This window comes from Neotamlana sargassicola (genome assembly GCF_020523965.1).
Lineage (GTDB): Bacteria > Bacteroidota > Bacteroidia > Flavobacteriales > Flavobacteriaceae > Neotamlana > Neotamlana sargassicola.
Map to the genome: position 1 here is coordinate 208,149 of NZ_JAJAPX010000006.1, position 14,647 is coordinate 222,795.

General features: G+C 32.2%; 16 protein-coding genes. 8 read left to right on the plus strand and 8 right to left on the minus strand.

Annotated features, from left to right (window positions below; translation table 11 throughout):
- Nucleotide 1: 1 nt before the first annotated feature.
- The 4 genes from LG651_RS14435 (at nucleotide 2) to LG651_RS14450 (ending at nucleotide 3,402) form a co-directional block, all read left to right on the plus strand.
- On the plus strand, nucleotides 2-1,054 hold the full coding sequence (locus tag LG651_RS14435; RefSeq protein WP_226696816.1) for an AAA family ATPase: 1,053 nt from the start codon (nucleotides 2-4) through the stop codon (nucleotides 1,052-1,054).
- Between the two features lie 96 nt (nucleotides 1,055-1,150).
- Nucleotides 1,151-1,513: a DUF805 domain-containing protein gene (locus tag LG651_RS14440; RefSeq protein WP_226696817.1), complete on the plus strand. Its 363-nt coding sequence runs from the start codon at nucleotides 1,151-1,153 to the stop codon at nucleotides 1,511-1,513.
- 24 nt (nucleotides 1,514-1,537) lie between these two features.
- On the plus strand, nucleotides 1,538-2,869 hold the full coding sequence (locus LG651_RS14445; RefSeq protein WP_226696818.1) for a DUF58 domain-containing protein: 1,332 nt from the start codon (nucleotides 1,538-1,540) through the stop codon (nucleotides 2,867-2,869).
- Between the two features lie 107 nt (nucleotides 2,870-2,976).
- Nucleotides 2,977-3,402, plus strand: coding sequence for a DUF2141 domain-containing protein (locus tag LG651_RS14450; protein ID WP_226696819.1), 426 nt, complete (start codon nucleotides 2,977-2,979; stop codon nucleotides 3,400-3,402).
- Here LG651_RS14450 and LG651_RS14455 read toward each other — a convergent pair.
- Nucleotides 3,399-4,634: an OmpP1/FadL family transporter gene (locus LG651_RS14455; protein ID WP_226696820.1), complete on the minus strand. Its 1,236-nt coding sequence runs from the start codon at nucleotides 4,632-4,634 to the stop codon at nucleotides 3,399-3,401. The genes LG651_RS14450 and LG651_RS14455 overlap by 4 nt on opposite strands.
- A gap of 10 nt (nucleotides 4,635-4,644) precedes the next feature.
- A complete protein-coding gene (locus LG651_RS14460) occupies nucleotides 4,645-5,973 on the minus strand; it encodes a DUF4270 family protein (RefSeq protein ID WP_226696821.1) in 1,329 nt (442 codons plus the stop codon).
- Nucleotides 5,974-6,236: 263 nt separating this feature from the next.
- Between LG651_RS14460 and LG651_RS14465 the strand changes: the two genes are divergently transcribed.
- From LG651_RS14465 to LG651_RS14475, 3 genes are all read left to right on the plus strand, one after another.
- Entirely contained in the window at nucleotides 6,237-7,220 is a 984-nt protein-coding gene (locus tag LG651_RS14465; RefSeq protein ID WP_226696822.1) for a Kelch repeat-containing protein, read from the plus strand.
- Nucleotides 7,221-7,370: 150 nt separating this feature from the next.
- Nucleotides 7,371-8,426, plus strand: a complete 1,056-nt coding sequence (locus LG651_RS15820; RefSeq protein WP_226696823.1) for a sensor histidine kinase — start codon at nucleotides 7,371-7,373, stop codon at nucleotides 8,424-8,426.
- Entirely contained in the window at nucleotides 8,423-9,136 is a 714-nt protein-coding gene (locus LG651_RS14475; RefSeq protein ID WP_262905133.1) for a LytR/AlgR family response regulator transcription factor, read from the plus strand. Before LG651_RS15820 ends, LG651_RS14475 begins: the two co-directional genes overlap by 4 nt.
- Before the next feature lie 86 nt (nucleotides 9,137-9,222).
- Here LG651_RS14475 and LG651_RS14480 read toward each other — a convergent pair whose 3' ends face one another.
- Nucleotides 9,223-9,693: a Dps family protein gene (locus LG651_RS14480; protein WP_226696824.1), complete on the minus strand. Its 471-nt coding sequence runs from the start codon at nucleotides 9,691-9,693 to the stop codon at nucleotides 9,223-9,225.
- Between the two features lie 105 nt (nucleotides 9,694-9,798).
- Here LG651_RS14480 and LG651_RS14485 point away from each other — a divergent pair, with 105 nt between their 5' ends.
- Nucleotides 9,799-10,740 (plus strand): LysR family transcriptional regulator, encoded by a 942-nt coding sequence (locus LG651_RS14485; RefSeq protein WP_226696825.1) that lies wholly within the window; start codon nucleotides 9,799-9,801, stop codon nucleotides 10,738-10,740.
- A 79-nt stretch (nucleotides 10,741-10,819) separates the two neighbouring features.
- Here the strand turns inward: LG651_RS14485 and LG651_RS14490 are convergent, their stop codons facing one another.
- The 5 genes from LG651_RS14490 to LG651_RS14510 all read right to left on the minus strand — a co-directional run bounded on the left by LG651_RS14490 (nucleotide 10,820) and on the right by LG651_RS14510 (nucleotide 14,486).
- The gene (locus tag LG651_RS14490; RefSeq protein ID WP_226696826.1) at nucleotides 10,820-11,806 is read right to left on the minus strand and encodes a transporter family protein; all 987 of its coding nucleotides are present in this window, start codon (nucleotides 11,804-11,806) and stop codon (nucleotides 10,820-10,822) included.
- Nucleotides 11,784-12,830, minus strand: a complete 1,047-nt coding sequence (locus LG651_RS14495; RefSeq protein WP_226696827.1) for a cytochrome-c peroxidase — start codon at nucleotides 12,828-12,830, stop codon at nucleotides 11,784-11,786. Before LG651_RS14495 ends, LG651_RS14490 begins: the two co-directional genes overlap by 23 nt.
- Before the next feature lie 60 nt (nucleotides 12,831-12,890).
- On the minus strand, nucleotides 12,891-13,688 hold the full coding sequence (locus tag LG651_RS14500) for an MbnP family protein (RefSeq protein WP_226696828.1): 798 nt from the start codon (nucleotides 13,686-13,688) through the stop codon (nucleotides 12,891-12,893).
- A gap of 115 nt (nucleotides 13,689-13,803) precedes the next feature.
- The gene (locus LG651_RS14505) at nucleotides 13,804-14,181 is read right to left on the minus strand and encodes a hypothetical protein (RefSeq protein ID WP_226696829.1); all 378 of its coding nucleotides are present in this window, start codon (nucleotides 14,179-14,181) and stop codon (nucleotides 13,804-13,806) included.
- 107 nt (nucleotides 14,182-14,288) lie between these two features.
- Nucleotides 14,289-14,486 carry a hypothetical protein gene (locus LG651_RS14510; protein ID WP_226696830.1) on the minus strand — a complete coding sequence of 66 codons (198 nt, stop codon included), beginning with the start codon at nucleotides 14,484-14,486 and terminating at the stop codon, nucleotides 14,289-14,291.
- Nucleotides 14,487-14,647 lie beyond the last annotated feature (161 nt).

Consider the following 14,647-nt stretch of genomic DNA (forward strand, 5'->3'; position numbering starts at 1 on the left):
TATGGAAGACAATCAAGATATACCTAAAAAACCAGAAGATGTTGTGTCGTCTATCGACGATAGCGCTTTGAACAGCACTAACGACATAGAGTTTAAAAACCGCTTAGATTTAACCGAGCTGCAACAAAGTATAGCCAAGATAAAACAAGAAGTTGGTAAAGTTATAGTTGGTCAAAAAGACATGGTAGATATGCTTATTGCATCGCTTTTAGCTAAAGGCCATAGTTTAATTGAAGGTGTTCCAGGTGTAGCCAAAACGGTTACTGCTAAATTACTAGCAAAATCGTTAAGCGTTGGGTTTAGCCGCATACAATTTACACCCGATTTAATGCCAAGTGACATTTTAGGAACATCGGTTTTTAACTTAAAAAATTCGGAGTTTGAGTTTAAAAAAGGGCCTATTTTTTCAAATATGATTTTAATTGATGAAATAAACCGTGCCCCTGCAAAAACACAAGCCGCCCTATTTGAGGTTATGGAAGAACAGCAAATAACTATTGATGGTAATAAATTTTTATTAGATGCACCATTTATGGTTTTAGCAACCCAAAACCCAGTAGAACAAGAAGGTACTTACCGCTTACCTGAAGCGCAATTAGATCGTTTTTTATTTAAAATAGATGTTGATTATCCCGATTTAGAAGATGAAATTGAAATTTTATCGCGCGAGCATCAACTACAAGACAAAGAAAAAACCAATCAAATCACATCGTTTTTAACCGCAGAGCAAATTGCAAAATATCAACATTTAGTAACTCAAGTTTTAGTTGAAGCGCATTTGCTAAAATACATTGCACAAATAATTATGGCTACGAGAAGCAATCCGTTTTTATACTTGGGTGCTTCGCCTAGAGCATCTATTGCCATTTTAAAATCAAGTAAAGCTTTTGCTGCTATGAGTGGTAGAGATTTTGTAACACCCGAAGATATTAAACGCGCTGCCATTCCAGTATTACACCACCGTGTTATTGTTACACCAGAGCGCGAAATGGAAGGCGTAACGAGTAAACAGGTAATAAAACAAATTATTGAAACGGTTGAAATACCAAGATAATTAAACCGCTTTTCAATAAATAAATAATTAAGTAAAAACCAAATTTTATACTGAGACTGAGATTAAAATAAATTAATAACCAAAACCAATACAATTATGTTTAAAAACCCTTTTTCTTACGATGGACGTATAAGACGCACCGAGTACGGCCTTAGCTACATTATTTATCTAGCAATTTACATGTTATCTGGAGTATTAATTTCTCAAATGGGAGACACCGGAAGCATTATTTTATTAATTATCTTAATTCCATTATTGTGGTTTTTAACCGCTCAAGGCGCAAAACGTTGTCACGATCGTGGTAATAGTGGCTGGTATCAACTAATTCCATTTTATGGTTTATGGATGCTTTTTGGTGATGGTGAACATGGAACAAACCAATACGGACCAAATCCAAAAGGTATAGGCAATACTGATGAAATAAATGAGATTGGAAAACCTCTTGAAATCGAAGAATAAATTATTTTTTAAAATATTTCCAGATTGAAACTATTTAAACCCTTTTACATACAACCTCGTTTTTTTTACGCCGGAATTGCTATTGTAGTTTTATTTACCGCAAGTTATTTTATTCCGTCGCTATTTAACGTAGCTCAACTGTTAATTTTGGCATTAGTGGTGTTGTTTGTTTTAGATGTTTTAATCGTTTTTATAGGAAAAAACAAAATTGAAGCCACTCGAGAATTGCCAGACAAATTCTCGAATGGCGACAATAATTCGGTGATCTTAACCCTAAGTAACTACTACCCTTTTGCTATTAATTTAGAGATTATTGATGAAATACCAGAGCAATTTCAAGTACGCGACTTTAAATTAAAAGACAACATTGCTTCACGAAAAACAAAAACCATAAACTACCAATTAAAACCAACCGAGCGTGGCGAATATAAATTTGGCAGTTTAAATGTTTACGCGTCTTCCGCATTAAAAATTGTAGCCAAACGCTATACTTTTAATGCCGATGCTATGGTGCCAACCTACACTAGTTTTAAACAGTTAAAAAAGTTTGAGCTTTTAAATATTAATAAAAACTCCTTTGAATATGGCCTAAAAAAAGTACGTCGCTTGGGGCATTCTATGGAATTCGAACAAATAAAAGAATATGTTTTAGGCGACGATTTACGCACTATAAACTGGAAAGCTACAGCAAAGAAAAACCAATTAATGGTAAACCAGTTTCAAGACGAAAAATCTCAACCTGTATATTCTATAATCGATAAAGGCCGTGTAATGAAAATGCCTTTTAATGGTTTAAGCCTTTTAGATTATGCCATAAATGCCACTTTAGTTATCAGCAACGTAGTTTTAAAAAAGCAAGACAAAGCGGGTATGTTTTCATTTTCTAAAAAAACAGAAAACGTGGTAGTTGCAGAGCGCAGAAATTCGCAGATGCAACTTATTTTAGAATCGCTTTACAATGTAAAAACTGATTATTTTGAAACCGATTTTAGTAGATTGTACAACAATTTAAAAAAACACGTTAAGCAACGTAGCTTGCTTTTACTGTACACTAATTTTGAAACATTAGATGGCTTAGAGCGCCAATTACCGTATTTAAAAGCCATTGCTAAAAGTCATTTACTAGTGGTAATCTTCTTTAAAAATACCGAGTTAAACGAACTCATTAATAACAAAGCCGAAACTGTTGAGCAAGTTTACGATAAAGTTATTGCCGAAAAATTTGCCTTTGAAAAACGCCTTATTGTAAACGAACTAAAAAAATATGGTATTCACTCCATTTTAACTTCTCCTGAACATTTAACCATTAATACCATCAACAAGTATTTAGAAGTTAAAGCACGTGGTTTATTATAAAATTCACAATTCAGCATATAATTTTTACAATTGAGTCATTGTAATTATTAAATACTGGTTTTCCATTAGATATTTGAAGTGTAAAACAACATAAATCACTTTAAATTATGAAAACGCTAACATCAATCATTCTATTAACATTATCTACATTTTTTGGAAACGCCCAAGAATCAGAAGAAAAAGGCCAATCTATTACTGTAACTATTGAAAATATCACCAACAATAACGGGCATGTGTTACTTACGCTACACAACGAAGCTACTTTTATGAAAGCGGCCCCTTTAAAATCTGAAAAAAGTGAAATTAAAGATGGTAAAGTAACAGTTACATTTAAAAATATAGCACCAGGCACTTATGCCATAATTGGCTTACACGACTTAAACGATAATAACCGAATGGATTTTACAGAAACTGGCATGCCAAAAGAATCTTTCGCTGTATCAAATAATCCAGTGCTTTATGGTCCGCCACAATTCGCTCAAGCTAAATTTAATGTAACTAGCCAAAACATTGAAATGAAGCTAATGTTTTAATTATACTTTGCTTTATTAAACCAACTACCAATAAAACTTAAATTTAAAGTAAGTTTATGGTAGTTTTCCTTTACTAAACCATTGTTTACTGTACCTTCGGTTCCGTAGGAGTAAGCAATGTTTAGTTTAGATAAATCGGACAAAGGCAACCCCAAACCTGCCGACACGAAATAACTATCAATCGTATTATCGCTAATATTTAAAAAACCGGTATTGTAATTAAAACCAAAACGGTAATCTACATTACTCCAATAGCTTTTGCTTGGTGTTGGGTTATACTCTGCTCCAAAAGCATAAATACTTTGATCGGTATAGGTTTCTTCGTTTATAGATTGGTCGGTATCATTCCATTTAAGTTTTGTAAAATCGAAACTCGTGGTTAATTTATTATTTATGGCAGAAGTAATACCAAAACCATAGGTTAATGGTAGCTCAAAATCGTCTAAACTATAAGCTTCTTCATCATCTATAACAATATAAGTACCACTGCTTAATGTGGTGTTTGAGCTCCTAGTTTGGTCGCCACTTAAACTTGTTGGCAATTCAACAATTCCGCCGAGGTTAATATTTAAATTTTCGCTATTAATAATATTGTATTGTAAACCTGTTTTAAGTTTAAATCCGTGATATCTGTTTTCATCAACAATATTTACAAGCGACTCGTAATACAAACTGCTTTCTTGCCTAATAGAACCGAAAATATAAGTAAAATCGGCACCAAAAGATAGATTTTTAGTAATATCGATACCACCGGCAAGATATAATTTAGTTAAACCTCCGGAGCCTGTTACTCTCGAGGTGTATGTTTCGTTACTACCTTCAATATACCTTTCAATATCAATATCGTATCCTACTTTGGTATAAGGCAAAAGCCCAAAACTTAAACCTATATTTTTATTAACAGGAAAAGCCATTACAACATGAGAAATATTAAAATCTGTGGTGTTTTCAGATAAATTATCGGTTTCTATGGTAGAATACATGCCGTTTACACCAAATTCATACAGAAAAGTTTTAGGCTCTATACCGCTTAAACTCGCTGGATTAAATAAGTTAATTTCGGCCGATTTATTTTGCGCAATACCTGTATTTCCTAATCCGGTTAAACCTCCCGTTGCTGTTTTATTTTCTACACCCAAACCAAAAATAGAATAAGGCGTACTCGTATCGTTTTGTGCAAAAGAAAAATTGGCTATTAATACCATAACCAACATGATTTTTAATATTTTCATTTAAATAATTTTAATAATTTAAGTAAGTAACCGCAAGGTTTATGTTGGGATGCCCTTCATCATCTGTAGTTTTAATAACCACATTATCTACAATTTTATCATAGTCGGCAAACTGAATCATTAAAGCGTAATTTAAATCGGTTTCTGAAGCTAAAACCGTTTGTACAAAACCGCTCATATCGATTGTATAATAGGTGTTTTGGTTAAACTCATCATCATCCCCAGAAAGTACTGCGTAAGCGGTATTCCCATCAATATCTGTAAGTTGAGTAACAATTCGGTTTTTATGATCCACTACATAAACCTCAAAAGTATCAGGTAGCTCACTTTTTGAGTCACTATCAATTATTTCGGGATAAAATGTTAATTCGGCTTTTAAAACATTACTATTATCTGAAATTGCATTTAAATCACGAAGCGTAGGCATTTCAATTCTTGCGCAAATACCAAGCCCCGCTTGGGTAAATATTTTGTTGTTGGTATCTTCACTAGAAATTATAGTTTCAGAATCATCAAAATAATTAATTAAGGTGCTTTCTAAATCTGCATCAATAGCATTAAATTGGTCTGCTTCTGTACTAACATAAAAACTAAATTGCTTGTCGTTATCGGCACTAGTATCATCGGTATCTTCTGTATAAAAAATACGCATTCCAGAATTATCATCAATAGTTTCGTCTGAAGAAAACTTAAACCCTAAAACATGCGCGTTTGCCGTATAATCTGGAATTACAGTAACGCCATAGAAATATTGAAAAAATTCATCTGAAGAAATTATTTCGTTATCTCTAATTTGTTCAAAAATTTCTAACCCAACATTATAATCTAAAGGAATATAAATAGAATCGGTGGTTGTGTTCGGTCTAGGAATAAACGAAGCTTCTCCTAAAGGTTCTGCATTATAACTAAGTTCTGAAAGGTTATAAAACGCATAGGCATCATCGACAGGCTCGAAATATTCCGTTACTCGGTGTACTCTATAGGTTTGGAGTTTTGTGGTATCGCCATGATAATAATTGTCGTAGTGCAGAACAAGACCAATAGAATCGTAAACGGCGTCGTCGCTTATAGTAAAACTAGCAGGGTTAAGCTGAAAATACGATTGTGCTTTAACCTGTCCGAAATTATCGTCGTACTCACTTCCTATTAAAATTCTACTTGAACTAGAAGTAATAAGTGAATCTAGCCTAAAAGTTCCTGCTTTTATGCTAAACGTATCCATTATTGTAATATTAATATCACTGTCAACAAAATTGGTTCCAACAGGGTAATTACTCACCTCTTCAGAACATGAAAGCGCTAATAAAAAAATAAGGCCGCTCACTAAAAATAATCTCATATATCGCATTTTTTGGCAAATCTAAATGCTAACTAAGTTTCAATATGTAGTAATAGATTAATAATAGTATTTTATAGACGAGTATGTAAAACTTATGTTAAAATGTTAAAATAGAGTTAATTACATTATTCATAGTGTATTTAATCGCAGTTATAGACAAAAACGACTAATTGGTATATTTTGTATGATTTTAAAATTTGTTTGAATCTAGTTTTGTGAAAAATTAATCATTCAAAAAAAGAAATAAACATAAATTAATACGTATGAAATTGACAAAAAAATACCATGTAATATGCCTATTTATAATGGCTTTATTAACTGTTAGTTGTAATAATGATGATGACTCTGATGAATACGGAAACTGGGTAGAAAGTTCTACATTCGATGGTGATTCCAGAGGAAATGCAGTTAGTTTTACAATTGGCGATAAAGGTTATTTAATAACTGGACACGACGGTGATGATTATTTAAATGATACATGGGAATATAATTCTGAGTTTGATTATTGGGTAAAGCGTGCGGATTTTCCTGGAAATGCAAGAAGCGGTGCTGTAGGTTTTGCTATTGATGGAAAAGGATACATTGGAACTGGTTACGATGGTTTCGACGAGTTAACTGATTTTTGGGAATACGATCCTGACACCAACCAATGGGAACAAAAGGCCGATTTTATTGGTTCTGGAAGATATGGCGCTATAGGTTTTTCTATTAACGGTTATGGTTATATTGGTACCGGTTACGACGGTAGTGAGCAAAAAGATTTTTACAAATACGATGCCACTACAGATAGTTGGGAACAACTTGTTGGTTTTGGTGGAGAAAAACGTAAAGATGCAGCTGTTTTTGTTATTAACGATATTGCATACATTGGAACTGGTACAAATGATGGCGCTGTAGAATACGATTTTTATTCTTTTGATGGTACAACTTGGACACAGTTAACAGATTTAGATGATGACGATTTAGATGAAGATATTATTTTTTACAGTAGCGCTGGTTTTGCTTTAAATGGTAAAGGATATTTTGCTACTGGATTACAAGGTGCAGTTTCCAACCAATGTTGGGAGTACGACCCTTCGACCGATAGTTGGGATGAAATGCCAAACTTTGAAGGTACAGCCAGACAAGACGCCTCTGCGTTTTCGTTTGATGATAAAGCGTACGTTTTAATGGGACGAAGTGGTAACTATTACTTCGATGATGTTTGGGAATTTAGACCAGACGAAATAGAAAATGAAGATGATTAATTGATTAATAGAGTTTTTTTAGCAAGAGGCTGAGTACTGGTAATTATTTAATTAATTTACCATACTCGGCCTTATTTTTTCTGCATAATAATATTAATTTATGCGCATGTTAAAATTGATACGCTTACTTTTGCCTTAACTAAATTTATTGTGAATAATTTTAAAAAAATACCACCAATTGTAATCCATGTTTTATTATGGACATTTTTTTTAATAATTAGTGCTTCTCAAATTTATTACAGAATTGGTAGTATTCCTCAAGATTTTATTATTAGATCTTTTACTTTAATTCTGGCCTTTTACCTTAACTTTAACTTACTCGTGCCCTATTTGTTACTAAACAAAAAAATACCACTATACTTTTTGGTATTATTGGCATTCAGTTTTTTTTTCAGTTTTATATTACACGAATTTTTGCCGCGTCCAATAGATTCGCCACCAAATTTTAATAGCAATAATTTCCCAAAACTACCTCCTCCGGAAAATCACGGGCCTTTATTTTTAAATTTTAGAGGATTTTTTCCTTCTGGCGGTTTATTGTTGTTAATTTTCACCTTAAGTACAAGTATTAAATTAGGTTTAGAATGGTTTAAATCGGAAAATAAAAGAGTAGCCATAGAATCGGAAAAGGTAAACTCCGAATTATCATTTTTAAAGGCGCAACTTAACCCGCATTTCTTATTTAACTCGCTAAATAGTATTTACTCACTAGCTCATAAACAATCAAAAGATACTACAAACGCTATTGTTATTTTATCCGATTTAATGCGATACATGATTTATGAAACCAATAAAGACCTTGTTCCTTTAGAAAAAGAAATAGAATACATTAAAAACTATGTATCCTTGCAATTGCTGCGTCTAAAAGATTCTAGCAACGTAAAACTTAATATTCACGGTAATTTAAAGTTTAGTATCGAACCTCTTTTGCTTATTTCGTTTATTGAAAATGCTTTTAAATACGGAACAGATTTTACTGGAAAAACCAATGTAAATATTAAAATTACTATCGACGAAGAATTATTAACATTCAATGTTTTTAATTCGGTAACACATCAACAACCCAAAACAAAAGATTCGGGTGTTGGGTTAGAAAATATAAAAAACAGATTAAATTTACTGTACCCAAATAAGCATAACATCGTTATTAAAAACGAAAAAAACAGTTATGAAGTAAATCTAACTTTAAAATTAAAAACGCTATGATTTCTTGTATAATTATAGATGATGAACCTTTAGCCCTAGAACTTTTAGAAGATTTTATATCTAAAATTGAATTTCTAGATTTAATAGCATCCTGCTCAAACGGTTTTGAAGCTACCAACATTTTACGCAACAACAAAGTAGATTTAATTTTTACAGATATTGAAATGCCAAATTTTTCGGGAATCGATATTATTAAATCGCTCGATTATAATCCGCATTTTATTTTTACAACAGCATATTCGCATTATGCCGTTGAAGGTTTTAACTTAAACGCCATAGACTATTTAGTAAAACCTATACCGTTTCATAGATTTTTAAAAGCAGCCACACGGGCACAAAGTATTATTAACAACGAAAAACAAGAACCTACCGTTGTAAATGTTGAAAAGCCAGCCCCCGAACAAGATTTTATATTTGTAAAATCGGAATACGAAAACCTAAAAGTAAACATAAACGATATTAAGTATATTGAAGGTTTAAAAGATTATATTAAAATTTACACAAATAAAGATAAGCCTATTTTAACCTTAAATAGTCTTAAAAATTTCGAAGAAAAACTTAGCCATAATTTTATTCGGGTTCACAAATCGTATATTGTTTCTTTAAATCATATTCATTCTGTACAACGAAACCGTATTATAATAGACGAAAAATGGATTCCTATTGGAGTAAGTTATAAAACCGAATTTTTAAAACGTATTGATTTTTAAATAGAAACGCAGCCAAACTTAAAATAAGTAAGGCCGCGTTATCTGCTATTAACAAGGTTCTCTTTTTCTTAGCTCTCTTTTTTCATTTAGCTTAACCAAGCTTTCATCATCCAAACAGTTTTTTCTTGTTCGGTAATAAAATCACTCATCATCGAGTTTGTTCCTTCGTCGTTTGCATCACCCGATTTATCTAAAATATCACGTTCAATTTTTAACAATTCGGTTAACGATTCTACTATTAATTGTACGGCTTTTTCGTCTTGTGATATATTTTTTCCAACTGGCACTTTACCGTGTAAGGTATAATCTTCAAAAGTATGCAACGGCGTTTGTCCTAAGGTTAAAATACGCTCAGCAATTTCATCTACTTTTACATTAGCATCGGTATAAAGCTCTTCAAACTTGGCATGTAAATCGAAAAAACGTTTCCCTTTTATATTCCAATGTATTCCTCTTAAATTTTGATAATAAATTTGAAAATTTGCAAGCAAATCATTTAAATCGTTTGCTAAATCTTGTGCTTTTTCTGTATCTAATCCTATACTATTTAGTGTCATTATTTCTGTTGTTTAAATTACACTACAAATTTATCATATAATAAACTGTAATATCAATAAGTTTTATTGATAGTTTTTATATTTTTATAGCCTAAATTGATTTAAATGACCATTACTCAACTATATTATGTTTTAGCTGTTGCCGAAAACCAAAATTTCACCAAAGCTGCCGAAAAATGTTTTGTAACACAACCTACTTTAAGTATGCAAATACAAAAACTTGAAGACGAGCTTGATGTGCAAATATTCGATAGAAGTAAAAAGCCTATTGAGCTTACCGATGTTGGTAAAAAAATAGTTATTCAAGCAAGAAATATAGTAAACGAATCGTACAGAATTCAAGATATTGTAGATCAACAAAAAGGATTTATTGGTGGCGAATTTAAACTTGGCATAATACCAACGGTTATGCCCACGCTTTTACCTATGTTTTTAAAAGCATTTATAAAAAAACATCCTAAAGTAAAGCTTAAAATTGAAGAACTTACCACAGAAGAAATTATTACCCGCATTAACGACGGACATTTAGATGCCGCCATTGCTGCAACTCCCCTTGAGGAAGATAATATAAAAGAGCGTGCCTTGTTATACGAGCCTTTTGTATGTTATATTCCACAAGGCCATAGGTTACATGGTAAAAAAAATATTGAAGTTGGAGACCTCGATATAGACGACATGCTTTTACTAGAAGACGGCCATTGCTTTAGGGAAGGTGTTATTAACTTATGTAAAGCATTTAAAGACCATGCAGATGATGAATTCCAGTTAGAAAGCGGAAGTATTGAAACGTTAATAAAGCTATCTAACGAAGGCTTAGGCATGACACTTCTGCCCTATTTACATACTTTAGATATGCGGGAGAATGAAAAGAAAAATCTGCACTATTTTAAAGAACCATCGCCAGCACGCGAAGTGAGTATTATTTTTCATAAAAGCGAGCTAAAAATGCAAATAATTGAATCTTTACAAGAGGTAATCGCAGGAATTGTAAGAGGTGCAATTGCTTTTCAAGATGTAAAAATTATTAGTCCGATACATAAAAAGTAAAAGACGATATTTTAAAAAAAGCCACGAAAACGACCGTAAATTACTGGTGTTTTCGTGGCTTTTTTTTAATTGATTCTTACTATAACGCAAAGTTAAAGTAAAGCGACAATTGGTTTTTTGAAGTAACATTGCCACCAAATAGGTTTTGAGAAATTGGCAAGGTATAATTTACTCCAAAAATGCATCGATTTACTACAAGTTCGGTGCCTATACTGGAATTTAATATGGATCCATCTGTATCATTTATAGTTTCTCCATACTGTTCAATTTTATTAAAAACATCTCCTGAAATACCTAAAAATGGCATTAACATTGTTTTTTTAATTGGAAATGCTGTGTAAAATTTAGTTGAATAGCTGAACTGATTTCCAAACTTATATTCATTTTTATTTTCAGTTTTTAGGTAGTACGATAATAGTGTATTAACCCCAAATGTATTTCCTGCAAAACTATGGCCTAACGAAAAAATACCATCAACACTTCCTGTTCCTACTTGAAATCCAGGGTTAACACGATCTACCAAAGCTTCTTCAAACTTACCTGTTGGCAATTTTACACCCAAGCCAAATTGTAAACTATGTCCAGAATGTTCTTTTTCCATACCTTCCATCACGTCATCTACAGGTTTCTTATAAAATGGTAACTTAAACCATCCTATAATATTTGCATCACCAATACCATTAATGTTTTCGTTAGTCCCATCCATTTTTCTACTTAAATCTTGATAGGGTAAATTAGCACTAAAATAAATTGAATTATTAATGGGTACTTGGGCCCATAATTGGTAAGTATTAAAAGTTTCTTCGCTAACTGGCGAATTTGAAAAAATACCATTTTTCGATTCGAAATGCTGATTTATATAACGCACACCAACAAAATTAGCATTGTTTAAAGTGCCAAAACCAAAGCTTCCGCTTCCTGTAGTGCAGCCACACAAATCGCAATCGTAATCATACTCATAAAATGAAGCAGATTTAATTGGCGGATCGATAGTTGAAGCATTACAAAAAACACTTATAAATAGTAAAATTGGGGCAAAAAGTTTAAAATTCAGAAAAACGTTCATCGGTTAAAAATTCGTTATCGGTTAAAGTGTTTAAAAAAGCAATAATGCTTTCCTTTTCGTAGCTAGACAGCGTAATTCCTAAAGTTCCGTCTTCTCTATGCAAAATGGTATCAACATTACCATTGTCTACCATGCCAGAATCGTAAAAATCCATTACAGCTTCAAGAGTAGCAAAACGGCCATCGTGCATGTAAGGTGCGGTTACAGCAATATTTCGTAGACTCGGAACTTTAAATTTATAAATATCGTCTGCGTTCTCAAATACAGCAAAGCGTCCTACATCGTTTAATCTTGGGTTTATTGAAAGCCCATTATTTCGAAAACTATGGTCTGTAAACAAATCGGTTGCATGACACGAAGCACATTTATTATTAAATGTTGCTAATCCGTCAAGTTCAATTTCTGTTAAAGTAACTTGCTCTTCATCTCTTACATATTTGTCGTATGCAGAATTTGAAGACACCATCATTACCATAAATTGCGACAAGGCTTTTAGCAAATTTTCGCTATTAATTTCGCCATCTTCAAAAGCCCTTTTAAATTGATCTTGATAATAGCTATCGGCTTGTAATTTAGAGATAACGTTGCTTACCGTTTCTCCCATTTCTAATTCACTAGTTATGGGAATTACCGGTTGAAAATCGAGGTGTGTTGCAGCACCATCCCACATAAACTCACCTTGATATGCCAAATTTTGCATGGGTTGCGCATTGCGAGTGCCAATACCACCATTAACACCGTGGCTTACGGTATGTCCGTGATGCGTAAAAGCAAAAGCTTGCTCGTGGCAAAAAGCACAAGGAATAGCATTGTTTGCCGAAAGTTTACCTTCGTAAAACAAACTTTTACCAAGCTCGAAACCAGCTTCGGTAACCGGGTTGTTTTCGAGGTTATAAACTATTTCTGGAAAGTTTGAAGGTTGGTCTACAGTTAAATATACAGGTTGATATGCTATTTCTGCATCATTTTTTGTACAACTAAAACATAAGATTCCCCCTAAAACTAATAGGAATTTAATTTTCATTGAAAAGAAATTTAAACGCTACCAAAATACACCTTCATATTCTGGCAACGTTTTAAATTATTACTCGTTATGTACGTGATGCACACTAAACATCCCCGCTGCATTATTAGCTATAACGCCAGTAGTAGTCTCATCAACATGTACTTGTGCATAGCCATTGTCGAAACTAACCGAAGTTGTACCATCAAATAACTTTGCTATATCTGCAACAACATGAATTTGAGGCGATTTATCGTCACGAATTAAAACGGTATTTGGTAAACTTAAAGTTACCTCACGATAATTATCGATTGATGTACCTACGCTTCCCATATGAATATTTAAAGCTTCATCGGTAACCGTATTAGAAGAATATGTTCCATCTATTCTAGTAAAGCGGTAACCAGTTGCCCACGACCACATCATTCCTTCAGCTTCAGCAGTAGTTAAAAAATCACCTTGTCCGTCGGCACCTAAAGCATAACGATCTTGATCTATACCAACTCCAAACGAAATACTTGTATAATCGGCGGCATCAACGTCTTCTAATGTAACGTAAATTTCACCTGCATTATTTGCGTTAGCCTCGCTAATAATAAAAACGTTTTTTTCTGAAGGGTACATATATTCATTACCTTCAGTATCGGTTAAAGTAATGTTACTAATTAAATATTTTAATGTAGATAGTTTATAGGTTTCATCATTTGATTTTGAATATTCCGTCTCAAAAATAAAATCTTGATCACCAACACCGTTATCAAATTTTATGATTAACGCTCCGGTTTGTCCAGATAAATCTTCCGTGTTATCGTCGTCGTTTGAGCATGAAGAAACTATAGCGCATATTAAAAGCGCAAAAGAAATTTTTATAATTTTCATTTTATAATTTTTGAATATAGATGTTGTAACCCACTTTAATGTTTAAAGGGTTACTAAAAATTAAATTATTAGTGAATGCAAAATACTTTTAGCATTCATTTTTTAAAAATGAAAATTAAGCTATTGGAGGTTTAAAAAAAGACGCGCTATATGCGTAACGGTAATTTTTACTGTAGAACGAATTAATTTTGCCTTTTCTATAAAAAATAAGGCAAGAAAAACTATATAATGTTTTGCTTTGATAAAACACCACCGAAAACAATTCTGAAAACAACTTTACAGCATTATTTTGTTCATCTGTGGCATCATTCTGTTGTAATTGTTTGGCTAAATGACATTTACCATTACAAGCCATTTCAACTTTAGTTTTATTAACACAATAATTCTCTATTATATAATCAATGTTTACTTGATAGTACACCAAGTAACTTAAATTATATAATGGCTTAGCCATAAAAGCTAAAAGAAGTGTAATTAAAACTAGTTTTTTCAATTTTTTAAAAATAGAATTGCAAACTTAAAGAAGTTAATTTAAATAATTAAGTAAAAAGAAGATTAGATAGTGTTAAAAATAAAAGCGACCAATTATGGTCGCTTTCACTATGGATTTAAATAAATTAAACATTGATTTAGTTCAGGGTTTTGTTGAACAAGTTTATTAATAAAAACTTTCAGTTCTTCCAATTCATAAGGCAACAAACGTTGTGCAGCCTTTTGCACTTCCCTGCAAAATAAAGTGGCATCAAAACTCACTTTGTTAAGTACCACTTTCGTGTACTCAAGCATTGCTCTTGGCATTTTTTTTGGTTTTTTGGTTTAAAGTAGATTTGTTTTATATAGTTTGGTTAAAAATTATGTCCTAATTTATGAAATTTTATGTTAATTAATTTAAACAAGATAACAATTAACATTTTAATAACTATTTCGATGTTTTAAAGATAAATTCATAATTTTTATTC

Bases quoted from the DNA above. Each gene is read 5' to 3' on its own strand.
- LG651_RS14500 (WP_226696828.1), bottom strand. From the start codon at position 13,688: ATGAAAATTATAAAAATTTCTTTTGCGCTTTTAATATGCGCTATAGTT.
- LG651_RS14495 (WP_226696827.1), bottom strand. From the start codon at position 12,830: ATGAAAATTAAATTCCTATTAGTTTTAGGGGGAATCTTATGTTTTAGT.
- LG651_RS14460 (WP_226696821.1), bottom strand. From the start codon at position 5,973: ATGAGATTATTTTTAGTGAGCGGCCTTATTTTTTTATTAGCGCTTTCA.
- LG651_RS14455 (WP_226696820.1), bottom strand. From the start codon at position 4,634: ATGAAAATATTAAAAATCATGTTGGTTATGGTATTAATAGCCAATTTT.
- LG651_RS14450 (WP_226696819.1), top strand. From the start codon at position 2,977: ATGAAAACGCTAACATCAATCATTCTATTAACATTATCTACATTTTTT.
- LG651_RS14465 (WP_226696822.1), top strand. From the start codon at position 6,237: ATGAAATTGACAAAAAAATACCATGTAATATGCCTATTTATAATGGCT.
- LG651_RS14510 (WP_226696830.1), bottom strand. From the start codon at position 14,486: ATGCCAAGAGCAATGCTTGAGTACACGAAAGTGGTACTTAACAAAGTG.
- LG651_RS14440 (WP_226696817.1), top strand. From the start codon at position 1,151: ATGTTTAAAAACCCTTTTTCTTACGATGGACGTATAAGACGCACCGAG.
- LG651_RS14480 (WP_226696824.1), bottom strand. From the start codon at position 9,693: ATGACACTAAATAGTATAGGATTAGATACAGAAAAAGCACAAGATTTA.
- LG651_RS14475 (WP_262905133.1), top strand. From the start codon at position 8,423: ATGATTTCTTGTATAATTATAGATGATGAACCTTTAGCCCTAGAACTT.
- LG651_RS14485 (WP_226696825.1), top strand. From the start codon at position 9,799: ATGACCATTACTCAACTATATTATGTTTTAGCTGTTGCCGAAAACCAA.
- LG651_RS14435 (WP_226696816.1), top strand. From the start codon at position 2: ATGGAAGACAATCAAGATATACCTAAAAAACCAGAAGATGTTGTGTCG.
- LG651_RS14490 (WP_226696826.1), bottom strand. From the start codon at position 11,806: ATGAACGTTTTTCTGAATTTTAAACTTTTTGCCCCAATTTTACTATTT.